Annotated in this window: 24 protein-coding genes and 1 tRNA gene; 13 read left to right on the forward strand and 12 right to left on the reverse strand. The window is 67.2% G+C overall.

Annotated elements, in window-relative coordinates:
- Positions 1-35: 35 nt before the first annotated feature.
- The 5 genes from DOL89_RS02530 to DOL89_RS02550 all read right to left on the reverse strand — a co-directional run bounded on the left by DOL89_RS02530 (position 36) and on the right by DOL89_RS02550 (position 3,201).
- Positions 36-641, reverse strand: a complete 606-nt coding sequence (locus DOL89_RS02530) for a GNAT family N-acetyltransferase (RefSeq protein ID WP_162937281.1) — start codon at positions 639-641, stop codon at positions 36-38.
- Between the two features lie 99 nt (positions 642-740).
- Positions 741-1,322 carry a tyrosine phosphatase family protein gene (locus DOL89_RS02535; RefSeq protein WP_205574621.1) on the reverse strand — a complete coding sequence of 194 codons (582 nt, stop codon included), beginning with the start codon at positions 1,320-1,322 and terminating at the stop codon, positions 741-743.
- A gap of 114 nt (positions 1,323-1,436) precedes the next feature.
- Positions 1,437-1,823, reverse strand: coding sequence for a DUF6491 family protein (locus tag DOL89_RS02540; RefSeq protein ID WP_119677734.1), 387 nt, complete (start codon positions 1,821-1,823; stop codon positions 1,437-1,439).
- Between the two features lie 161 nt (positions 1,824-1,984).
- A tRNA-Pro gene (locus DOL89_RS02545) sits at positions 1,985-2,061 on the reverse strand.
- Positions 2,062-2,178: 117 nt separating this feature from the next.
- Complete coding sequence (locus tag DOL89_RS02550; RefSeq protein WP_119677735.1) at positions 2,179-3,201, reverse strand: polyprenyl synthetase family protein; 1,023 nt, start codon at positions 3,199-3,201, stop codon at positions 2,179-2,181.
- A gap of 225 nt (positions 3,202-3,426) precedes the next feature.
- Between DOL89_RS02550 and DOL89_RS02555 the strand changes: the two genes are divergently transcribed.
- The 7 genes from DOL89_RS02555 to DOL89_RS02585 all read left to right on the forward strand — a co-directional run bounded on the left by DOL89_RS02555 (position 3,427) and on the right by DOL89_RS02585 (position 8,885).
- Complete coding sequence (locus DOL89_RS02555) at positions 3,427-3,642, forward strand: putative signal transducing protein (protein WP_119677736.1); 216 nt, start codon at positions 3,427-3,429, stop codon at positions 3,640-3,642.
- Positions 3,642-4,421, forward strand: coding sequence for a tRNA1(Val) (adenine(37)-N6)-methyltransferase (locus DOL89_RS02560; RefSeq protein ID WP_119677737.1), 780 nt, complete (start codon positions 3,642-3,644; stop codon positions 4,419-4,421). The genes DOL89_RS02555 and DOL89_RS02560 overlap by 1 nt, the downstream gene beginning before the upstream one ends.
- Positions 4,411-5,331, forward strand: a complete 921-nt coding sequence (locus DOL89_RS02565; RefSeq protein ID WP_318658526.1) for a S49 family peptidase — start codon at positions 4,411-4,413, stop codon at positions 5,329-5,331. Before DOL89_RS02560 ends, DOL89_RS02565 begins: the two co-directional genes overlap by 11 nt.
- Before the next feature lie 109 nt (positions 5,332-5,440).
- Positions 5,441-6,838 (forward strand): M20/M25/M40 family metallo-hydrolase, encoded by a 1,398-nt coding sequence (locus DOL89_RS02570; protein ID WP_225889951.1) that lies wholly within the window; start codon positions 5,441-5,443, stop codon positions 6,836-6,838.
- A gap of 82 nt (positions 6,839-6,920) precedes the next feature.
- Positions 6,921-7,145 (forward strand): PP0621 family protein, encoded by a 225-nt coding sequence (locus DOL89_RS02575; RefSeq protein WP_119677738.1) that lies wholly within the window; start codon positions 6,921-6,923, stop codon positions 7,143-7,145.
- A 119-nt stretch (positions 7,146-7,264) separates the two neighbouring features.
- On the forward strand, positions 7,265-7,927 hold the full coding sequence (locus tag DOL89_RS02580; protein WP_119677739.1) for a Fe2+-dependent dioxygenase: 663 nt from the start codon (positions 7,265-7,267) through the stop codon (positions 7,925-7,927).
- Between the two features lie 193 nt (positions 7,928-8,120).
- Complete coding sequence (locus DOL89_RS02585; protein WP_119677740.1) at positions 8,121-8,885, forward strand: phosphocholine cytidylyltransferase family protein; 765 nt, start codon at positions 8,121-8,123, stop codon at positions 8,883-8,885.
- A 21-nt stretch (positions 8,886-8,906) separates the two neighbouring features.
- Here DOL89_RS02585 and DOL89_RS02590 read toward each other — a convergent pair whose 3' ends face one another.
- The 3 genes from DOL89_RS02590 to DOL89_RS02600 all read right to left on the reverse strand — a co-directional run bounded on the left by DOL89_RS02590 (position 8,907) and on the right by DOL89_RS02600 (position 10,735).
- A complete protein-coding gene (locus tag DOL89_RS02590) occupies positions 8,907-9,833 on the reverse strand; it encodes a ribonuclease Z (protein WP_119677741.1) in 927 nt (308 codons plus the stop codon).
- A gap of 11 nt (positions 9,834-9,844) precedes the next feature.
- On the reverse strand, positions 9,845-10,084 hold the full coding sequence (locus DOL89_RS02595) for a hypothetical protein (protein WP_119677742.1): 240 nt from the start codon (positions 10,082-10,084) through the stop codon (positions 9,845-9,847).
- Positions 10,085-10,156: 72 nt separating this feature from the next.
- Positions 10,157-10,735: a hypothetical protein gene (locus DOL89_RS02600; protein WP_119677743.1), complete on the reverse strand. Its 579-nt coding sequence runs from the start codon at positions 10,733-10,735 to the stop codon at positions 10,157-10,159.
- A gap of 322 nt (positions 10,736-11,057) precedes the next feature.
- Between DOL89_RS02600 and DOL89_RS02605 the strand changes: the two genes are divergently transcribed.
- The 4 genes from DOL89_RS02605 (at position 11,058) to DOL89_RS02620 (ending at position 14,275) form a co-directional block, all read left to right on the forward strand.
- A complete protein-coding gene (locus tag DOL89_RS02605) occupies positions 11,058-11,561 on the forward strand; it encodes a MarR family winged helix-turn-helix transcriptional regulator (protein ID WP_162937283.1) in 504 nt (167 codons plus the stop codon).
- A gap of 125 nt (positions 11,562-11,686) precedes the next feature.
- Positions 11,687-12,124 (forward strand): TIGR01244 family sulfur transferase, encoded by a 438-nt coding sequence (locus DOL89_RS02610; protein WP_119677745.1) that lies wholly within the window; start codon positions 11,687-11,689, stop codon positions 12,122-12,124.
- Positions 12,125-12,418: 294 nt separating this feature from the next.
- Complete coding sequence (locus DOL89_RS02615; RefSeq protein ID WP_318658527.1) at positions 12,419-12,970, forward strand: MarR family winged helix-turn-helix transcriptional regulator; 552 nt, start codon at positions 12,419-12,421, stop codon at positions 12,968-12,970.
- Positions 12,971-13,084: 114 nt separating this feature from the next.
- Positions 13,085-14,275 carry a DUF2336 domain-containing protein gene (locus tag DOL89_RS02620; protein ID WP_225889861.1) on the forward strand — a complete coding sequence of 397 codons (1,191 nt, stop codon included), beginning with the start codon at positions 13,085-13,087 and terminating at the stop codon, positions 14,273-14,275.
- 21 nt (positions 14,276-14,296) lie between these two features.
- Here the strand turns inward: DOL89_RS02620 and DOL89_RS02625 are convergent, their stop codons facing one another.
- The 3 genes from DOL89_RS02625 to DOL89_RS02635 form a co-directional block, all read right to left on the reverse strand.
- The gene (locus DOL89_RS02625) at positions 14,297-16,228 is read right to left on the reverse strand and encodes a hypothetical protein (RefSeq protein WP_119677746.1); all 1,932 of its coding nucleotides are present in this window, start codon (positions 16,226-16,228) and stop codon (positions 14,297-14,299) included.
- Between the two features lie 138 nt (positions 16,229-16,366).
- Positions 16,367-16,996, reverse strand: coding sequence for a 2OG-Fe(II) oxygenase (locus DOL89_RS02630; protein WP_119677747.1), 630 nt, complete (start codon positions 16,994-16,996; stop codon positions 16,367-16,369).
- Positions 16,997-17,060: 64 nt separating this feature from the next.
- A complete protein-coding gene (locus DOL89_RS02635) occupies positions 17,061-18,059 on the reverse strand; it encodes a mitochondrial fission ELM1 family protein (protein WP_162937284.1) in 999 nt (332 codons plus the stop codon).
- Positions 18,060-18,221: 162 nt separating this feature from the next.
- Between DOL89_RS02635 and DOL89_RS02640 the strand changes: the two genes are divergently transcribed.
- On the forward strand, positions 18,222-18,734 hold the full coding sequence (locus tag DOL89_RS02640) for an Lrp/AsnC family transcriptional regulator (RefSeq protein ID WP_162937285.1): 513 nt from the start codon (positions 18,222-18,224) through the stop codon (positions 18,732-18,734).
- A gap of 174 nt (positions 18,735-18,908) precedes the next feature.
- Positions 18,909-19,556 carry an FMN-binding negative transcriptional regulator gene (locus tag DOL89_RS02645; RefSeq protein WP_119677749.1) on the forward strand — a complete coding sequence of 216 codons (648 nt, stop codon included), beginning with the start codon at positions 18,909-18,911 and terminating at the stop codon, positions 19,554-19,556.
- Between the two features lie 33 nt (positions 19,557-19,589).
- On the opposite strand, the gene DOL89_RS02650 is transcribed toward DOL89_RS02645, so the two are convergent.
- Positions 19,590-21,362, reverse strand: coding sequence for an ankyrin repeat domain-containing protein (locus tag DOL89_RS02650; RefSeq protein ID WP_119677750.1), 1,773 nt, complete (start codon positions 21,360-21,362; stop codon positions 19,590-19,592).
- Between the last annotated feature and the right edge of the window lie 34 nt (positions 21,363-21,396).

Consider the following 21,396-nt stretch of genomic DNA (forward strand, 5'->3'; position numbering starts at 1 on the left):
CCTGAAATCGTGAATTCATGCCCGGATCGTTCCATTCACCGCGGCAGCGGCTTGCGCATGACCCACTGGTTCAGCGGGATGCGCCGCACCTGGCCGGTAGGGCTGCGATAGCTGTATTCGCCATCCGCATTGCCGGAGGTGCGATAGCCCAGCCGCTCATAGAAGCGCTTGGCCCCCGGATTCGAACGTTCCACGGTCAGGGCGAGTTCGTCATAGCGGCGGCCGCGGACGATTTCCTCCGCCGCCAGCATCAGCTTCTCGCCGATGCCCTGATTGCGAAGCGGCGGCAGAACCCTCACGGCCCAGAGGGATGCGCTGATCTTTCCCTCTTCGGTACGCGGGGTGGGGCGGAAATCTATCCAGACCTGACCGATCGGGAAGCCTTCCAGATCGGCCAGCAGCATGACCAGCTCGCCAAGGCGCTGCCGCTCAAAGGCGGCGCGGATGATTTCCCGGTGTTCGCTGAACTGCCCCCACCATTCCAGCGCTTCCAGATCGTCCCGCCGACAGCGTCGGAACTCGATCTTCAGGTTCAGGCGGAATCCCTGGAGCCGGTCGATCTCGGACCCGTCCGGAGTCATCAGCCGCTGGACCCGGTCGGGGCTACCCTGTTCGTCCGCCGCAGTATTCCGCCTTGCCATCCGATCGCTGCCCATACCGCTCCGCCCTTGTGATCCGGTCTTTCGACGCCGGGTCAACTGGCGGGGGCCGGGCCGGGTTCCGGCGGGCAGAGCTGGAGTTCAGGGCAGGTCCAGGTGCTCCACCTCCCGCCCACGCCCGACCTCGCGGAAGAAGCGCGCCTTCTGCGGCTCGGCCTTCGCGGCGCGGGCATAATGGTCGCGTGCCGCGGCAACCATTTTTCCGTCAAGGCCCAGCTTCTGGTCGCCGATTTCCAGGATGCGGAGGTTGGGCCAGGTCTGCGGACGGATACGCACGACTTCCGCCAATGCCTCCGCCGGATCGCGGTCCGGCCGGGACTGGGCCAGGATCAGCGCCATGCTGGCGGTGGAGCGCGAAACACCCATGTGGCAATGGACCAGCAGGTGGGCGCCCGGGCTTTCCGCCAGGAGTTCCTGACCGAACGCGAGAACCGCATCCACATGCTGCGGCTCCGGCAGGGTCTTGCCGGGGATCGGGTCGATGATGTCGTCAAACCGCAGATCCAGGCGGACATGCTCCCCGAAGCTGCCGAAGGCAGGCGGCGGCGGCAGGCCGGGGTCCAGAATGGACAGCACATGGCTGACGCCGACATCGCAATGGCCGGGCAGCTCGTCAATGCCGCAGACGGTGATACGGAAGGGCGCGAATCCGGTTTCGCTCACGGGGATGCTCTCCTGGTGGTGGATGGGCGGATCATGTGGGCATGAAGATAGCCGGCCCGGTCCCGGCCGCCACCCGGAACCCGTCCGGAGGCGCGCTGGAAGGGCGACAAGGTCTCACTCGGTCGATGCTTCCTCACTGCCGCGCGGGGGAAGCCGCTGGATATCCTGCACGGGAATGCGCAGCCCGTCGGCAAGGATGCGGCCGCCGCGGCTACACAGCCGGCCGGCGATATCCGGCACGATCCCGATGCGGGAGGAGCTGCGCAGCCCGGCGGATTCGGCGATGGTTCCCAGCTCGACGAGATAGCGGTCGCGGGCGCCGACCCGGAGTTCCACGGTGCGGTCGCCGGCTACGGTCCAGCCGTTGATCCGGTCCACATCGACGCAGACCCGCCGACCCTCATCCGGCTCTTCCGGCGCCTGCGCCAGTCCGGCGGCAGGCAGGGTGAGCAGGGCGATCAGGGCAGCGGCGGGCAGCAGGAGGGCAGGATGGTGGCGCATGGCGGCCTCCGAATGGCGGAACGGGACCGGAGATCGGCACCGGCACTTCCGCCAACATGCACCGGCAGCATGGCGTTTCAATGACGGACAGAGAAGTGCCCAGGTCCGGAAACGACGAAGGGCCGCTGGAAGACCAGCGGCCCTTCTGTGCCGAAGCTTTTTGGTCGGGGCGAGAGGATTCGAACCTCCGGCCTCTGCCTCCCGAAAGCAGCGCTCTACCAGGCTGAGCTACACCCCGTCAGGCTTCGGCCCCGGCCCGGCAGTGGCTGCCGTGCGGGGTGGGCGGCTATATAGCGCCCTCCAGCGGACACTGCAAGCAGTCTGTAGCGTCCATTCGGGCGGAGATGCATTTTTCTCAGAAGTCGCGGTTCACGACGAAGTCGATCACGTCCAGCAGGGCGCGCTTGACCGGCGAGGAGGCGAACAGGCCCAGGCTGTCGCGGGCAACGGCGCCATAGTGGCGCGCCCGCTCCACGCTGTCGCGCAGGGCGTTGTGCCGGTTCATGATCTCGATGGCCCGCTCCAGGTCGCCCTCCTGCTGGTCCATCTCCTCCATGGTCCGACGCCAGAAGGTCCGCTCCTCCTCATCGCCGCGGCGGAAGGCCAGCACGACGGGCAGGGTGATCTTGCCCTCGCGGAAATCGTCGCCGATGGTCTTGCCCAGACGGGCCTGAACGGCGGAATAGTCCAGCACGTCATCCACGAGCTGGAAGGCGATGCCGAGATTAAGGCCATAGGCGCGCAGCGCCTCCTCCTCCGCATGGGGGCGCTCGGCCACCACGGCGCCGATGCGGCAGGCGGCAGCGAACAGCTCCGCCGTCTTGGCGCGGATGACCTCCAGATAGGCCTCCTCGCTCGTCTCCGTATCGTTGGTCGTGGTGAGCTGCAGCACCTCCCCCTCGGAGATCACCGCCGAGGCGTTGGACAGGATGCGCAGCACGTCCAGCGAGCCGTCCTCCACCATCACCTGGAAGGCGCGGGCGAACAGGAAGTCGCCGACCAGAACGCTGGCCTTGTTGCCGAACACGGCATTGGCGCTGGCGCGGCCGCGGCGCAGGTCGCTTTCATCCACGACATCGTCATGCAGCAGGGTGGCGGTGTGGATGAATTCCACACAGGCCGCCAGCGGCTTTTGCCGGTCGCCCTTGTAGCCGCAGAGCTGGGCCGCGGCGAGGGTCAGGATCGGCCGCAGGCGCTTGCCGCCGCCCGCCACGATGTAGCCGGCAAGCTGGGGAATCAGTTCCACCGGCGAATGCATGCGGGAGATGATGACGTCGTTGACCGCCTTCAGCTCGTCGGCGACCAGCGCCGCCAGCGCGTCCAGGGGATCGTCACCGGATTTGCGGCGTTTGGTATCCAGGTTGGTCACAACGGCCACGTGCGGGCACTCCTGCAGAACGGCGACAGACATCCAGGCGCGGGACTTGCCGGCTTGACCGGCCGGCACCCGTCCGCGAGCATAGCCGCGGTCCCCCGGCGGTCAAGTCTTCGGCCTCTCATGGGGGGCGCCGCATGGCTCCCATGCCGGGAACCGGCCGCCGGAAAAGCGCGTCGGTGATGCTACGGTCGAGATAGGAACGGAACCGGACATGGACGATGCGGCATGAAGGCGCTGATGCGCAGCAACAATCTGGTGGAACTGTCCTTTTGCCGCGCGCTGCTGGCCGATGCCGGGATCGCGACGGTGCTGCTGGATGAGCACACATCCGTCCTCGAGGGCTCCATTGGCGCGATTCCCCGGCGTCTGATGGTGGATGAGGAGGATTGGGAGCAGGCCCGCGACATTCTTGCAGATGCGGATATCCGGGCGGCGGACTGATGCGGGAACCAGCCGTGGAGCCCATGGAAGTGACGGAAGATTCGCTGCTGGGCGGCAGGGTACGGCTGCTGCAGCCGCGCCACGGCTACCGCGTGGCGGTGGACCCGGTTCTTCTGGCGGCGGCCGTTCCCGCAAGGGCGGGGGAAAGCGTGCTGGACCTCGGCTGCGGCGTCGGGGCGGCAGCCCTGTGCCTGGCTACGCGGGTGCCCGGCGTGCGGGTGGAGGGGCTGGAGCTTCAACCGCTGAACGCGGAACTGGCGGTGCGCAACATCGGGCTGAACGGCCTTGCGGAGCGCGTCGCAGTCCACCAGGGGGACCTGTCGGTTCCACCGGCCGGGCTGGCCGCACGCCGGTTCGACCGCATCATGATGAACCCGCCGTTCCACCCCGCCGGCCGCCACACTCGCTCCCCCTTCGCCCACAAGGCGGTCAGCCATGGGGAAGGGGCGGCCGGGCTGGCGGATTGGGTGCAGGCGGCACTGCGCCTGCTGAGTGCGCGGGGAACGCTGACCATCATCCACAGCGCGGAACGGCTGGACAGGGTGGTGGCATTGCTGGAAGGCCGATTCGGCGGAATCAGCATCCTGCCTCTCTGGCCGCGCGCCGGGGAGCCGGCCCGCAGGATCATCGTCCATGCCCGCCGGAATGTAAGAAGCCCGTCCGTTCTGCTGCCCGGCCTGATTCTGCATGCGGAGGGCCAGCGCTATTCGGCGCAGGCGGAGGCGGTGCTGCGCGACGGCGCGTCGATTTCCGTCGTTTCCGATCCCAATGCCGCCTGATGACCGCATCTGGCAAGGCGGGCAGGCCGCCACCATTTATATCTGCATGATGATGCGTCGCTTCCGCAGGCTGTTCGGCCTGGAAAACCCACCCGTCGTTTCCCTGATCCGCCTGTCCGGCGTCATTGCCGCCGGGGGCGGGCCCTTGCGCCAGGGCGGTCTGAACATCGCCGGCACAGCGCCGCTGCTGGAGCGGGCCTTTGCCCCGGCCGGGCTGGCGGCCGTCGCGATCGTGATCAACTCCCCCGGCGGCTCGCCCGTGCAATCCGCCCTGATCGGAAAGCGGATACGCGCGCTGGCGGAGGAGAAGAGGGTTCCCGTTATCGCCTTCGTTGAGGATGTGGCAGCCTCCGGCGGTTACTGGATCGCCTGTGCCGCCGATGAGATTGTTGCCGACCCCAGCTCCGTCGTCGGCTCCATCGGCGTCATTTCCGCCAGCTTCGGGTTCACCGAGGCGATCCGGAAGCTGGGCGTCGAGCGGCGTGTCTACACGGCCGGCGAGAACAAGAGCATTCTCGACCCTTTCCAGCCGGAGAAGGAGGAGGATGTGGCCCGGCTCAAGTCCCTCCAGCTCGAAATCCACGACGCTTTCAAGCAATGGGTCGGCCAGCGCCGTGCCGGAAAGCTGAACGGGGATGCGGCGGAACTGTTCTCCGGCGCCTTCTGGACGGGAGCCAAGGGGCTGGAACTCGGGTTGGTGGACCGGCTGGGCGATGCCCGCACCGTCCTGCGCGAGCGGTTCGGAAACAAGGTCGTGATCCGCGGAATCGGTCAGAAGAAGTCGCTCTTTTCCCGCCTGCGGTTCAGCGTCGTGGCGCCGGAAATCGGCTCCGACCTGCTGTCGGACCTGCCGTCCGGCCTGATGACGGCCATGGAGGACCGGGCCATGTGGGCGCGGTACGGGCTGTAGGATTTCCGGGCCGCGGGGCAGGCGGGGCAACAGACGGCTTCACGCAGCAGGCATCGGCCGATACTCTCCCTTCCAGGAAATTCCGAAGGGAGTCAGTCAGTTGCGCAAGGTGATCATCGGGGCCGCGTCTGCGGTTCTCATGGGCTGGGCCGCCATGGCCCATGCCGAACCGGCCAGCATCCCTGCCGATCAGGGCGCCATCGTTTCCAACCTGCAGAAGAAGGCGCTGGCCGGGTCCGGCGCTTACGCCATCGTCGAGTCGCTGACGACGGAAGTCGGGCCGCGGCTGGTCGGAACGCCGGCCGACAAGGCGGCGGTGGACTGGGCCATCGCCAAGCTGAAGGAACTGGGATTCGAGAACGTCCGGGCCGAGCCGGTGCAGGTCGAAGGCTGGATCCGGGGCGAGGAGCGGGCGGAAGTCACCGCCCCCTATCCGCAGCCGCTGCACGTCACGGCGCTGGGCGGCTCCGTCCCCACCGGCCCTGACGGGGTGGAGGCGGAGATCGCGTGGTTCCCGACCTTCGACGCCATGCTGGCGGCACCGGAGGGGGCACTGAAAGGCAAGATTGCCTTCATCGCCCAGCGCACGGCGCGGACCCAGACCGGGGCCGGCTATGGCTATGCCGTGCGGATGCGCGGGGCAGGCGCGGTCGAGGCGGCAAAGCGCGGCGCGGTAGCGGTGCTGATCCGTTCGGTCGGCACCGACGACCATCGGTTTCCCCATACCGGCGTGATGCGCTATGCCGAAGGGGTGGAGAAGATTCCGGCCGCCGCCCTGTCCGTCGCCGATGCCGAGCAGCTGGAGCGGATGTTGGACCGCGGCAAGCCGGTTCGCGTGAGGCTGCGCATGACGCCGGAGTTCCCGGGCGCGGTCACCAGCCACAACGTGATCGGTGAAGTCGTGGGAGCCGAAGCGCCGCAGGAGATCGTGATCCTGGGCGCGCATCTGGACAGTTGGGACCTCGGCACGGGCGCGGTGGATGATGGAGCCGGCATCGGCATCGTGACCAGTGCTGCGAAGCTGATCATGGACAGCGGCCAGCGGCCCCGCCGCACCATCCGCGTCGTGCTGTTCGCGGCGGAGGAGGCCGGTCTCATCGGCGCCAAGGCCTATGCCGCCGCACATAAGGACGAGATGGCGAATCACGTCATCGGGACGGAAGCGGATTTCGGTGCCGGCCCGGTCTATGCCTTCGGCACCCGCGTCCACCCCGATGCCAAACCCGCCACAGACCTGATCATGGGCCATCTGGCCCCGCTCGGCATCCTGCCCAGCGGTGAGCCGGCCAGCGGCGGGCCGGATATGATCCCCCTGCGTCAGGTCGGCATGCCGGTGGTCGATCTGGAACTGGACGGGACCGACTATTTCGACGTCCACCACACCGCCGACGACACGCTGGCGCGGGTCGATCCGGCGAAGCTGGACCAGTCCGTCGCGGCCTATGTCACCTTCGCCTGGCTGGCGGCGCAGGGCAGGGGCAGCTTCGGCCCGATCCCGGCGGAGTAAGCCCGCGGACGATTACGCTTGCACGGGCGGGGCGGATCGCCATGCTGGTCCGACCTGCCCGCCAGCCTACCTGAATTGGCCCATGCTTTCGAAACTTCTCGTCTTCATCGTCCTGGTTCTGGCCGTCTGGTACGGCTTCAAGGTCATGGGCCGCATCCAGAAGCAGCGGGCCAGGGCGGAGATGGAGAAGGCCCGCAACCCGGCCCGTGTCTCGGCCGAGGACATGGTCCAGTGCAAGGCCTGCGGCGTCTATGTTCCGGCCGTGGGCGCGATGAAGTGCGGTCGCCCTGGCTGTCCCCAGGGCTGATGACGGCGTTTGAGGCCGGCAACGCGTCGAATGCTTCCGGCCCTGGCAGACCCTGCCCGCATGGGTGCTGATAGTCATTCTCATTTGCTCGCATCCCGCCGGCATGGCAATCATGGGCCATGATCCTGCCCGTCGCCGATATCCTTACGCCCGACCAGGTCGCGGCCATCCTCGATCGCCTGTCCGCTGGCCGTTTCCAGGACGGCAAGGCGACGGCGGGCTGGCACGCCAAGTTGGTCAAGCACAACGACCAGCTCAGCGCCGCCGACCCCGCCCATGCCGATCTGCGTGCAGAGGTGGAGAAGGCGGTGCGGGCGCATCCCGTGGCCGCCATGGCGACGCGGCCCAAAAGCTTCGGTCCCATCCTGTTCAGCCGCTACGGCGGCGGCCAGACCTATGGCAGCCATGTCGACGATGCGCTTATGGGCGGCGTCCGCACCGACGTGTCCTTCACAATCTTCCTGGCCGATCCGGACAGCTACCAGGGCGGGGAGCTGGTGATGGAGACCGCGGCGGGGGAAATGGCCTTCAAGCTTCCGGCGGGCGCGGCCATCTTCTATCCCTCGACCACCCTTCACCGGGTTGAACCGGTCACCGGCGGTCAGCGGATGGCCGCGGTGGGATGGATACGGAGCTATGTCCGCGATCCCGCGGACCGGGAACTTCTGTTCGACCTGGACACCGCCCGGCAGTCCTTGTTCAAGGCGCAAGGCAAAACCGCGGAGTTCGACCTCTTGTCCAAGTGCCTGTCCAATCTGCTCCGCAAATGGATGGAAGACTAGGAAACCTGTGTTCTGTGCGCATCGCCTGTGAGATTTCCGCACAGGCGTGAGACCGGTCACAGCCTTGGCAATCGACCTTGGCGTATCCATCATTTACCGTCCTGGCAACAAAGGGCCGATCCGGGCCTGCCAGGACAAGGGATCATCGGGTCCGGCGTCCTCCGCCGGACCTGCTTCAGATGGGTAGACACCAGTGAAAGCGATCATCCTCAGCGCCGGCCAGGGCAAGCGCCTGATGCCGCTCACCGCCGATCGGCCGAAATGCCTGATCGAGCTGTCCGGCCTGTCCCTGCTGGAATGGCAGATCCGCGCCCTGGCAGCCAACGGCGTGGCCGAGGCGGTGGTCGTCACCGGCTTCGCCGCCGACATGGTGGACCGCGCCATCGAGCGCATGGCCGTGCCCGGTATTTCCGTGCGCACGCTGTACAACCCCTTCTATGCGCTGGCCGACAACACGGCGAGCTGCTGGGTCGCCCGGCATGAGATGCAGGGCGAGTTCCTGATCCTCAACGGCGACACGCTGCTGGAGCCGGCGGTGGTGAAGCAGCTGCTGACACGTGCCACGGCCCCGATCACCGTCACCATCGACCGCAAGGACGATTACGACGCAGACGATATGAAGGTGCAGGACGTGGACGGCGCGCTGCTGGCGATCGGCAAGACGCTGCCGCTGGATATCGTGACGGGCGAGAGCATCGGCTTCCTGCGCTTCAGCGCGGAAGGCGGCCGCCTGTTCCGGGAAGAGGTAGAGCGCACCATGCGCACGCCGGAAGGTCTGCGCCGCTGGTACCTGTCGGTGATCGACACGATCGCCAAGCAGACCGGCGCGGTCGGCACCGTTTCCATCGAAGGGCTGGAGTGGGGCGAGATGGATTTCCCCGCCGATGTGGCCCGCAACAAGGAGCTGACCTCCGGCTGGCTGGCCCGTGCCAACCAGCGTGAGAAGGTCCGGGTCTGACATCCTGAGCGGAAGCGCCGGTCAGCCGGCCGACGCTTCCGCCCGCACCCTGTCGAAGTCTTTCGCGATCTCCGCTGCGGGGAAGAATTCCTGCGCCTCCCGGCGCACGGCCTCGGGATCATAGCGGCTGGACTGGTGGGTCAGCAGCAGCCGGCGCACCTCTGCCCGCTTGGCCAGCTCGCAGGCATCGCGCACGGTCAGATGACCGCGGCTCCGGGCCGTTCCCTCGTCGGCGGTGACATAGGTGGCCTCGATCACCAGCAGGTCGGCCCCGCGGACAGGTTCGACGAGATCGTCGATGCGCTCCGCATCCCCGACCACAGCCAGCCGGGCGCCCCGCTCCGGTGGGCCGAGCACATCCTCCAGACGCACCGTGCGCCCATCGGGCAGGTCGATGCTGCCCTTCTCCGTCAGGCGATGCCGATCCGGCCCTGCGGGAACGCCCAACTCCTCCAGCTTACCGACATCCATCGGCCGCCGCCCGGCCTCCTCGAACAGATAGCCGAAGCTGTGCGTCTCATGATGACGGACGGGAAAAGCGGTGATGCGGAGCCCGTTCTGGTCCAGCACCGGGCTGTCGCGCTTGACCTCCTGGTACTCGACCCGAATGGCCGGCCCATCCTCCGGCCAGACCACCTGGTCCAGCAGCGTGCGGGCGACCTGCAAGGCGGTGTCGCTGCCATGGATGGTGAGGCCGCTTGCCTGGTCCCACAGCTCCAACGTGCTCGCGATGCCGGCAAGCCCCAGCACATGGTCCAGATGCCCATGGGTCAGCAGCACCCGATCCAGGCGGCGCATGCCCAGATGGGCCTTGCGGATCTGGCGCAGGGTGCCCTCGCCGCAATCCACCAGGACGCGCGTCGCCTCATGCTCCACCATCAGGGAGGACAGGCCGCGGTCGGCCGAGGGCACGGTGGCCCCGGTGCCAAGGAAAGTGACCTGGAACATGGGGTCGTGCTTCAGCCCTGGCCCGCGAACCGGGTCAGCATCTTGCGGATTTCCGCCAGTTCCGACCGTATGCCTTCCAGGCTGTCGGCAATGCGGGCCACATTGGTGGCTTCGGCCTCGCCGGGACCGGCGGTCGGGCCGGTGTTGAAGAACCCGCCCGGAGCGGGGCCTGGCGCGTCGGTATTCACCTCATCCGGGTCGGGCAGATCATCCGTCTCCACCTCGACCCCCAGCACCTTCCTGCGGCTCATGACGGTATCCCTCTCGCTCAGCTGTGCCGTTCGAACAGCGGCGGGGCAGGGGCGTTCCGCCGTCCCGCGCGGTCAGAGGCCGCGTGAGCTGGTGTTGCCGAGCACCATGGCGCGCTGTTGCGTCCGGGACGTCTCCTCCTGTGAGCGGATCAGGCCCCGCCGGGCGGCAACCGCCACGGACAGTGCGTAGGACGACCAGAAGGCAAAGGCGAAAATCTCCAGATAATCCTCAAGACCCACTCCCAGCGGCCGGATGCCGAGCTGGTCCTCCGCCGTGGACAGCGCCAGGAAGCACATTGCCAGCCCCAGCAGCAGGAAGGGCGTGCGCAGGAACAGCCTCACATTCATGCCGGCGGCAAGCAGCAGCACCAGACCATAGAACGCGTAGACATGCTGTTCCGTGAGCCGCCAGTAGAAGAACCCGGCAGACTCATGGAGCATCAGGATGTCGTCGAGCCCCAGCAGGACCGTCAGACCCCCGAAAAGCAGCAGGAAGCGCGTCACGCCCCTGTCCAACAGACGGCCGGCCGCCCCCTCATACAGAAGCACGGCCCCCGACATCAGCAGCATGGCCCCGGTCGCGATTTCCAGGACGCCATAATAGAAGGGCTGTCCGGCGATGGCATTCGCGTCCCTGTACAGAAAGGACATGCGAACGCCAGTCCGCGCATGGAAGTACATGCCGAGCAGAATGCAAAGAATGACGATCGAAAGTGATATCGCGCACCAGAGAGGAGTAGCCTTGTTGGCACTTCGCAGGGCTGCGATCATTCTCCCGACCCTCCATGCAATAGTTCTGAAATAAGACTGTCATCGAAATGTCATGAGGGTCAACCGCCTTGGCCGCTCGAATGTTGCGGGTGGGCAGGAGCTTTTCGCGCAAACCATTATTGATCCGCATCAATGCCGGGGATGCGGCGGCGGCGCAGAGTGGGCACAGTCACATCCAATCGGGGCCAAGCCGATGCCTGACATGAACTTCCGCTTCCGTCCCGAGGACGCCATTACCCTGTGCCTCGTGGACCTCGCCAATGCCATCTCGCGGCAGAGTGAGGCGATCCTCGAGCAGGCGGGGTTGACCGCGCCGCAGTGGACGGTTCTGCTGAACGTCGCCGGCGATGCGAACTTCCAGGACATCTGCCGGCAGGGCGGCAGCATCTTCTCTTCCGAGATCGCGGCCGCGCGCGGCCTTTCCCGCCCGCACATCAGCGCTACCGTGACTGAACTGATCCGCAAGGGACTGATCCGCCAGGACGACGATCCGGCGGACCGCCGCCGCAAGCTGCTGTCCATCAGCGCCGAAGGCCTGTCGGTGCTTCGCCGCCTGCAGCCGCTCCGCCAGTCGATCAACGACGCGCTGCTGGGCGATCTGCCGTTGGAGCAGCGTGAGGCGCTGCTGGACACGCTGGTCAGGTTGCGGCATCGGGCGCGCACATTGGAAGCGGCACCCGAGCCGGCCTTGCGCGCTGCTGTCTGAGAAAGGGGGCGGCGCTCGCAGTGGATTTGCGCCCGGCGCTGGTCTAGCGTCGGGTCTGTGCCGTTTCAGGCCGGTGGTCATCCGCTGTACGAGATGCCTGCCGAACAATGTAATGGAGGATTCCCGTGGCGCTTTCCCCCCGTAAACTCGACGACCGCGTCTCCGCCGCCTCCCAGATCACGGAAGAGGACATCGCCGAAGCGGCGGCCCAGGGCTTCCGGACGATCATCAACAACCGCCCGGACGGGGAGGAGCCCGGCCAGCTTCCGGCCGAGCGCGCCGCCCAGGTCGCCAAGGCCCACGGCCTCGCCTATGTCTACATCCCCGTGAACGCCCAGACCATGGGACCCGCCGTCGCCGAAGAGTTCGGGCGGGCGGTCGAAGCGAATGAGGGGCCGATCCTGGCGCACTGCCGCAGCGGTACCCGCAGCACCCATCTCTGGGCCATGGCGGAAGCGAGGAAGGGCGACAAGCCGGTTGAAGACATCATCGGCCGGGCCTCATCCGCCGGTTACGACCTTGAGCCGCTGCGGCCCGCCCTGCAGAGACTGGCCGGCGGCTGAGCCCGCTACGCCGGGACACGCATGCATATCGACGGATGCTGCGGCCGGAGCCACGCCCGGCCGTAGCCAGCGCCGGTGTGCGCCTTGTCCCGGGTCTCATCATGCTCCTAAAGAAATACTTAACTCCTTCTAGCGGAGGCGCGAAGGGAGTGTTATCGTTTTCCCAGTAACGCGCGGACTTCTTTCAGTGAAGTCTAAATGGAAGAAGTTGCGTATAAAATCGAACTAATTGCGATCCGAGTGCAGAGGAAGCCCCTGGGATACAGGGACCGCAAGCATGGGGATGGATGACGAATGAACGCTCTCTCGACCGCTGCCGAACTCATCGCGGCCACGCCATCCGAGGACCGCAGCCTTCCGGAGCAGCCGGGCCGGCAGCCCACGATGCGGCTTTATCATGATCTCGCCCGCCTGATCGAGCGTCTGCACCGGCGCTTCCTGGATGTGGTCCGGATCGAGCTGGCCCGTCTGGGGGTGGAGGATATCAGCCCGGTGCAGGCCCTGATGGTCATGACCATCGGTACGGATGAGCTGTCCGTCCGCGACCTGATCGAGCGCGGCTATTATCTCGGCTCCAACGCCTCCTACAATCTGAAGCATCTCGTCGAGGCGGGCTTCGTCGAACGGACGCAGAGCCAGCGCGACCGGCGTTCCGCCCGGCTGAGCCTGTCTCCCCGCGGTCTGGAACTCTGCGCCGAGTTGAAGCGCATGGAGGCCGGCCATATCGACAGCCTGATCCGGGCGGAGCAGGACGGGCAGGACGTCGAAGCCACCTACAGGACCTTGCGGCGGCTGGAGCGGACCTGGACCGACGTCATCCGCTACCACGGTCTGGACTACCCCTGACCGGAGACCGGCCCCGCCGGCCCGTTCCACGGTTCCACAGATGTTTCGCCAACTGCAGACGACGGCCGGGCACAGGTCCCGGCCGGCAGGCCTCGCACGCCCGGAGGTTCCACGGTGAACAAGCCCAGCACCCTGTCATCTTCCGATGTGGAGCGGCTGCTGACCGACAGGACGGCGCAGGCGCGGATCGATACCATGGTCAAGGTCGTCGCCGACCTGCGGGCGGGCCTAGCGGGACGCGAGGCGGAGCTTGCCCGCGATGTGCTGGAGCGGTTCGCCCGCGATGCGGAAATCGCCGTGCGGGAGGCGGTCGCCTGGCAGATCTATAATAGCCCGCTACTGTCCGAGGAACTGGCGCGCCGGCTGGCGAACGATGTCGGCAGGGTTGCCTTCCCCATCCTTCGCCATGTCGAGCAACTGGCCGACGACTTCCTGCTCGAACTGATCGGGCAGCGCGATGCGGAGAAGCAGGTCGCGATTGCCGGAAGGCCCACCGTCTCTCCCGCTGTTGCCGACGCCATCGTGGAAACCGCGAACCTCACCGCCATCGGGGCGTTGCTGCGGAACGAGGGCGCCGAGATCGGCCCCCCGACGCTGGAGAAGGTGGCCGACCGCTATGGCGACGTGCCGTTCGTCGCCGAGCCGATGGCCGGTCGGGCGCACCTGCCGATGGCGGTGGTGGAAAAGCTGATCGCCCGCGTCTCCGACGAGCTGCGTTGCGATCTGGTGGAGCGGTACGGGCTGGGACCGGAAATGGTGGCGGGACTGGTGGCCCATGGCCGAGAGGCGGCTACCGTGCTGATGCTCCAGCCGCTGGTGCGCCAGGGCACGGACATGGAGCTGTTCGCCCATCACCTGATGCTGAACGGCCGCCTGACGGCATCGCTGCTGTTCCGGGCCTTGTGCACCGGCGACATCGATCTGTTCGTGGCCGGAATGGCGGTGCGCGCGGGCATCACAGTGGAGAATGCGCGGCTGCTGCTGCTGGACGATGGTGGACTGGCGCTCCGGGCGGTGTTCAACCGGGCGCGGATTCCGGCGCTGCTGCTGCCGCCCTTCCGCTCCGCCCTGAATGTGGTGAAGCAACTGGCCTACAGGGGGGAGGAGGAGCGACGGCGCTACTTCCAGGTAGCCGTGCTGGCCCGTGTCCATGCCGACTGCGGCGAGACCGAGGAGCGGGCCGTGGATGAGTTGCTGATGCAGCTCTTCGACCAGAAAACCGCGGACATGATCGAGCAGGCCATGGAGATGGCCGGCATGCCCTTCGTTCCGCTGCGGGAGGATGGGCGCGGGGCGCAGGCCTGAGCGCTGCGCCCCGCTTCGTTCCTAGAAGCCGAACATGTGGTCCAGGGAGAACGCGCCGGTCTCGCCCTCCCGGATCAGTCCGTGATAGCCGAACAGCCGGCAGGTGGTGTCGCGGATCAGGATATAGCCGTTGCCGCCGGCCTCCCGCATCTCCTCCGCGTCGAACAGCTCGCTGGCGCGGAAGTGGAAGCTGCCGGAACAGGCGATCTTCACCTGCCGCCGCGCCACCTCGTACCCGTCGCGGCGGGTCAGCACGAACTGCGTGTCGCTGAACGGGTGCCAAGTCGTGCTGGCCGGGTAGATCAGGTGGCACAGCGTGTCCAAACCCTGGCAGCCCAGGCGCAGGAACAGCCGGGTGGAAAGCCCCGGCGGCCGCGAGGAATAGCTCTGCGGCTCACCCTTGTAGGTGAGGCAGGTGTTGAACATGTGTGCGCCGAAGCTGGTCTCCGCCGCATGGCCCGTCATCTTGTCCTGATAGCGGAACAGGGCGTGCAGCCATCCATCCGCATCCTGGCCGGCGGAGAAATCGTAGATCATCTCCAGATGGCCATAGCCGGACTTCAGGTGATGGCCATTCAGCAACTCCGCCGCATCCAGCGCCGTGACATGGTCGCGGGGCAGGGCACCAAGGCTGGAGCGGGCCACTTCGGTTCCGTCGGCATCGTACAGGATGGCGGTGATCGGCAACCGCTCCTGCGTACGGGCCATCGGGGTCGGCAGGGCGATGGTGCGGAAGCGCCCCACCGGGAAGACCGGTGCCGGCAGGATGAAGCCCTTGCCCATCAGGTTGCCCAGCTCGGCAAGCTGCGGGTCCGGCTTCAGGTCCGTACGCTCGACATTGGGATGGGCGATGCGGCGGCGGACCTCCGCACCCTCCTTGTTCAGCCGCACCACCTCATAGCGGGGGCGCACCATGTGCTTGCCGGCCGCGATCTCGATCTGACCCGGCCAGCGCAGGTTCGGCAGCAGTTCCGCCACGTCCAGCGCATGGCTGCCGAAGGCCGGCACCTCACGCTCCAGCGCCACAGCCTCGCCGTCGCGGCCCATCGGGTTCAGCTTGATGGCGCCGGCCGGGATCGGGGTGGGATGGCTGTTCTGCACCCACAGGATCACCCGCTCATCTTCCGCCGGGGCAGGCAGGCCGGCATAGTAATCGGCGGGCCAGGCGTTGGCGTCATGGGTGCAGGACAGGACGTGCGGATCGTCGCCGTATGTGTCCAGCGCGTACTTGACCACATCGTGGCCGGCGGCGCCGATGACATGGATGAAAAGCTGGCCTTCGAATTCCGGCAGGTCGAAGCGGCGGCGCACCTCGGCACTGTCCACCACCACGGTGGCGCCGGCGCCGGGCACATCCTCCTGCCACTCGGCCAGCACCCGGCCGTCATCGGCAAACAGGCAGAGCCATAGCCGCGGCCCCTTCGCCCCATAGCCGGACCAGTAATTGGCCGTCACGACGCGGGTGTGGTGGCCGTCCTTGTCGCGGAAGAAGGCGAAATTGGTGGCGAAGTTCAACGGCGCCAGATACTGCCGCGTTTCGGTCAGCAGCCGGTCGGGCAGCTTCAGCCCATCCAGCGTCACCACCTCGACACCCTCGGGGATCAGATGACGGACATGGCCCAGCAGCTTGTCGGCATCAAAGGAGACGACGAACAGCACGCGCGCGTCGCTGCCCGCAAGCGCGGTTACAGGCTCCGCCTCCACGCCCAGCACGCGGGCGCCGATCTTCTGCACGTCCTGGACATAGACCGCGGCGATCTCCACCCCGGTCAGCGGGAACAGCTCGGCAAAGGGAACGGCAAGGCCCAGCGGGTCATAGACCGCCACCGGGCCGGCGCACCGCAGCTCCATCAGCAGCTTGTCCGCCTTGGGGGCTACCAGCGGGTGGCCAAGCGCCTTGAACACGGCGTTGCCGCCGGTCACGTTGCTGAAAGTCTCAATGCGCAGCGCCATGGGACGGGTCCAGCCTGATCTGCGAAAGGGGAAAATGAAGGCCCCTATATAGACCCCCGGCTGCCCACCGAGCACCCCGACTCACTGCATGGCGCATCGCCGCTCAGGGCAGAGGGGCGCGGACGGCATGCTCTTTCGTCAGGCGAAGGGATTCAGCTTCTTCAGCTTGGATGACAGGCCATGCCGGAACTGCTCGCGGCGCACCACGCTCTCATCCGTCACCCAGTTCAGTTGGATGGCGCGGCGGGGGCCTTCCACGCTGGTATGGCCGTGCCAGGCAGTGGGGCTGTTGCGGAAGGCAAGCAGGGTGCCCTCGTCCGGCGGCACTTCGACCACCGGGTTCTCCAGGCTGTCGGGCGTGCGCAGCAGGCGCAGGCGGCCGTCCGGGCATTCCCAGGCCGGGTTCATATAGATCAGGACGGTGATGATCTTGGTCTTGCTGTCGGTGTGGATCTGCCCGTCCTTGGCGCGTGCATGTCCGCGCACGGTGACCATGGTGGGATGGCCGGTCAGGTCGATCCCGAACTTCTCGGAAAAGGCCGCCGTCATCTCCGGCCCCTGGATCTCCTCCATGAAGCGGCGGAAGACCGGGCCGTAGCTCAGCTCCGGTAGCGGATGGCTGCCGGGGGTGGCGACCTCCGGATAATCCTTATGGATCGCCTCCCGCGCTTCCGCCCGGATGAAGCCGGGCACGACCAGATGGTCATAGGGATCGGCGGAGAGAGGGGTCGTGCGGAACTTGTCCAGATCGATCAGGTCGGCGGTCATAGGGCTTGGTCCAATGGATTGGCGGTGAGGCCGCTGAACTATCTGACCCTGCTTTCCAGTCCGATCAAGCAGCCCTTTGCCGCGTGACCGTCTTCTCAGCCATGCGCCGTCGCACCTCCGCCGCGACGCGGACGGTATCGTCCAGCGGCGTATAGCTCCAGTCCGCCAGCTCGCCGGTGAAGGGGCGCGCCGTGCCGTCCTGGTACAGCATCTCATGGAAGCGACGGAACTTCGCCGATCCCCCCGCCAGTTCGATGACATGGACCGGCTTTCCGGTGCTTGCCGCTTCCGAGATCATGGAGACGCTGTCGCAGGTGGCGACCACCGTGTCCGCCAGCCCCAGATAGGCGAAATAGGGGTTCTCGCCGGTGCCGTCCCAGATTTCCGCCGGCAGCCCGTCGAGCGCCGCGCGCAAGGTGGCTTCGTTCTCCGCCCCGGTCCGGCGGGACGGCGTCACCATCAGCCCGGCGCCGTGGTCGCGCGCCAGCCCGGCAAGCTTGCCGGCCACGTCGCGCATCACCTCCGGCGTCAGCTCATAGACGCCATTGCTGCCGCCGATCAGGACGGCGACGGGGGGGCGGGGCAGGTGGGAGAGGCGGGGCGCGAAACGTGACGCCGCATCGGCCAGCCGCTCCGGCGTCACCCGATGAATAGCCCCGCGCGTGGTGACGATGTTGCGGCCGGTCTTGCGATCATGCTGCGGCATCACCACCAAATCGAACAGGGCGGTGGGCACGCCGGGATTCTGGATGTGGACGCAGAAGGTGCGCCCGCCGCTGCTCCGCCGGATGGCGAGGGCCAGGCCCACCGCCTGCCGCCCGCTGGTGATCAGAAGGTCCGGCCAGGGCGGCGCCAGCCTGTCCGACGTATCCGTCAGTGATCCGGGAATCGCGACCGGCAGATAGGGGGTAAGCTGCCGCCAGGGCGACTTCAGGCCGATGCGCTTGACCACGGGAACGGCTCCGACAGCCTCCGCAAGGCCCAGGCACTGGTTCTCCATCCCGGCCTTTCCATCGGACATGACCCAGCAGACCGGCGCGCTGAAATTGTTAATTTCATTCATGATATTGCACTCCGCCGGATTAAACGGCTCCTGTCCATCTCCATCGCGCTTACCACGGATGCGCCTGGAATATGCCGGTGATGCGGGCACGGCTTGGCGAATGGACTGCATACGTGTAATATCATTGCTCACCCTATCTCCCGGGAGCCTTAAGAAATCACCATGCGGCGGGTCAAACTCGACCGAATTGACCGGCGTATCCTCCGCGACCTGCAGGCGGATGGCCGGATGACCAATGTTGAACTTGCACGGCGCGCCGGGATTTCGGCTCCGCCCTGCCTGAGGCGCGTCCGCGCGTTGGAGGAGGCGGGCTATATCCGCGGCTACCATGCCGACATCAACCCTGAAGCCATGGGCTACCATGTGACCGTCTTCGCCCAGGTCGGCCTCTCCTCCCAGGCGGAGAACGATCTGAAGAAATTCGAAGAGCTGGTCAATAGCTGGGCCGAAGTGCGCGAGTGCAACATGCTGGCCGGCGAAACCGACTTCCTCTTGAAGATCGTCGCCACCGACTGGGACAGCTATCAGCGCTTCCTCACCAGCAAGCTGACGGCGGCCCCCAATGTCAGCCATGTGAAGTCGGCCCTGGCGATCCGCCAGTCCAAGTTCGCGCCCGGCGTGCCCATCGACGTCGATGTGGGCCCGGAGTCGAAGGAGGAGGATGAGGAGGACTGATCCTCTTCCCTCCAACAGGATCAGCGTTCCCGGAGACGGGCGGGCAGTCGGACAGGCGCCCGCCCGTTTCCGTTCTGGGATTTGTCACCCGGACAAGGTTCGGGATGACAAGCGCCGGGAAGCAGGTGAAATGGAGGCGACCCCATCCAACCCCTCCCTGCAAGTCCCCGCGCCATGTACACGCCCCCCGCCTTCCGCCAGGACGATCCCGCCGCCATCGCGGCCTTCCTGGACGCGCACCCCTTCGCCACACTGGTGACGGTGGGAGAGGGCGGGCTGTCGGCCACGCCGCTGCCCCTGCTGCGCACGGCGGACGGCGGGCCGCATGGCACCCTGATCGGTCATCTGGCGCGGGCCAATCCACAATGGCGCAACTTCGATGCGGCGATGCCGGCGCTTGCCATCTTCGCAGGGCCGCACGCTTACATCACCCCGTCCTGGTACCCGTCGAAGGCGGAGACCGGGCGGGTGGTGCCGACCTGGAACTACATCGCCGTGCATTGCCATGGCCGGCTGGAGCTGGTGGATGACGCGGCCGGCAAGCTGGATATCGTCACCCGCCTGACCAGCCGGCACGAAGCCGGCCGCTCCGCCCCCTGGTCTGTCACCGATGCCCCGGCCGACTATATCGCGGCCCAGCTCAAGGGCATCGTCGGCATCCGCCTGGTGGTGGACCGCGTCGAGGCCAAGTGGAAGCTCAGCCAGAACCGGCGCGCGGACGATCGGGCCGGCGTCCGTGAAGGTCTTCTGACCGATGGGAACCCGGGCGACCGGGCCGTGGCAGAGGCGATGATGGACAGCTTGGAACCGCGCCAATGCTGATGGCCGAAGATTTACCGGGCTACGGCGCTCCTGCTATCGCAGCAGTTCTTCAGCCTGCTCCCGCTCCGGCCCCTGTAGCAGCGGGTTGGCGGGAACAGGGCCGTTGCCGGTCAGGTAGTCATGGGCGCGCAGCCCCTGGCTGTCCCGCAGTTCCTTGTCCGCTCCGGCATCCAGCAGGCGCCGGATCACGGGCAGGGAGGCGTTCGCGGCGGCGTACATCAGGGCGGTGCGCAGCCCGTGTCGCGGGCCCTCGCCGAACTCCTCGGGCGCGCTGGTAGCGGCATCGACCTCCACCCCTCTGGCCAGCAGCCACTCCAGACCGGGCAAGCTGTCCCATTGGGCGGCCGACATCAGCGGCGTCTTGCCGAAGCCGTTCACGGCCTGCGGTTCCATGTCGAGGTCGAGGGCATTCCGCCGGTCCGCCGGGACCGATGCCGCGAGCGCGGCGAGATCGTCCAGCAGCTCCGGCCGGGTCACGGCCAGATGGATCAGCGGGTCCTTGCCCGCGGATTCCGCGCAGCGGCTGAACGGCTCCAGCATTGCCGCGTCCTGCCAGCTTCCGCGTGTAAGGAATGCGGAAACATCGTCCCGCGACGCCCCATCCAGGATCATGGTACGCAACGACCGTGGGGGCGGCGCGTCCCCGCAATCCGCCCCGAACACCAGCATGAACAGGCCCCGGCGCGCCGCTTCCGCAGCCTCGTCCCCGCTCAGCCCCGCATCGGCGTAGAAGGCGGACAGGGCGGCATGGGCCTGGGCGTACGCCGCGGCCACGCCCGGATGGACATGGCGGTTGTTCACCGCCAGATAGGACCATGTCCGATAGGGCGTCGTCTGGGCCGGCGGCGGTTCGGACAGAATCTCGCTGGGGGTGAGCTTCAGCGCCTGGAGTTGCTGCGCCTGCTGGGCCGCGATGGCGAAGCGGACAGTGCCCGGATGGAGGGCCAGGAAGTTTCCGTCCGCCGCTTGTGCCGCCTGCATGAACCGCTCGACATCCGCATTCGGGAATCCCGCGACCGAGCCGCGGCCCTGGTCACATCCCGACTGCGGAAGGAAATTGTCGCGGCTGCTCCCGAAGCGTGGGGCCGTCGCCTCCAACAGGCCCGGCCGGCGCTGAAGGACGGGGCAGGGCAGGGCGTATCCGTCGGCCAGCCTGGCCGTGGGAACCGCGATCACGGTCCAGACCAGCGATGCGTCGCTGCCGTCATAGGGGGTGGGCGGGCCGAAGACCTCACGGGCGAACGGGTCCAGCGCCGGTTCCGCCAGCCCGTCGATCCCGGCCTGGATGGATCGTATGCGCTCATCCCGCTCCGGCCCCGGCGGGCGGAAGGCGTGCAGGAACAGCATCAGGTCCAGCCGCGCCGTGGCCGACCGCAACGGCTCCAGCAGCCCTTCCGCCCGGTCGGGATCGGAGGTCATCGCCTCGATGGCGGCCGCCAGTTCGGTCTCCTCCGGCGGATGCACCGCCCTGTAGAGGTCCGCCACGCGCTGGCCGTACTGGGCGGACAGGCACTCCGCAGCCGCGTCGCCGGACCGGCAGTCGCCGTTGCGCTGAGCGATCCATTGCCGCTGCGCCTGGACACGCGCCCGCCGCTCCTCCTCCGATCCGGACTGCTCCAGGTGCCGGCGGTAGAGATCGGCCAGAAGGGCATCCTGGCGGGAGAGCCCTTCATTCCCGCAGATCGCCAAGTCGAGGGGGGCGCGCGCCGCCTCGCAGGAAAAGCTGGGCCTCGCGACGTCCCGGCCCGCAGCCGGCATGGCAAGCGAAACCAGCACCACACCCATACCGGCCGCGTTGCGCCACATATCGCTCTCCAAATCCGACAAGGGCCAGAGTAGG

Source organism: Indioceanicola profundi (genome assembly GCF_003568845.1).
In the GTDB taxonomy this organism is placed as follows: Bacteria; Pseudomonadota; Alphaproteobacteria; order Azospirillales; family Azospirillaceae; genus Indioceanicola; species Indioceanicola profundi.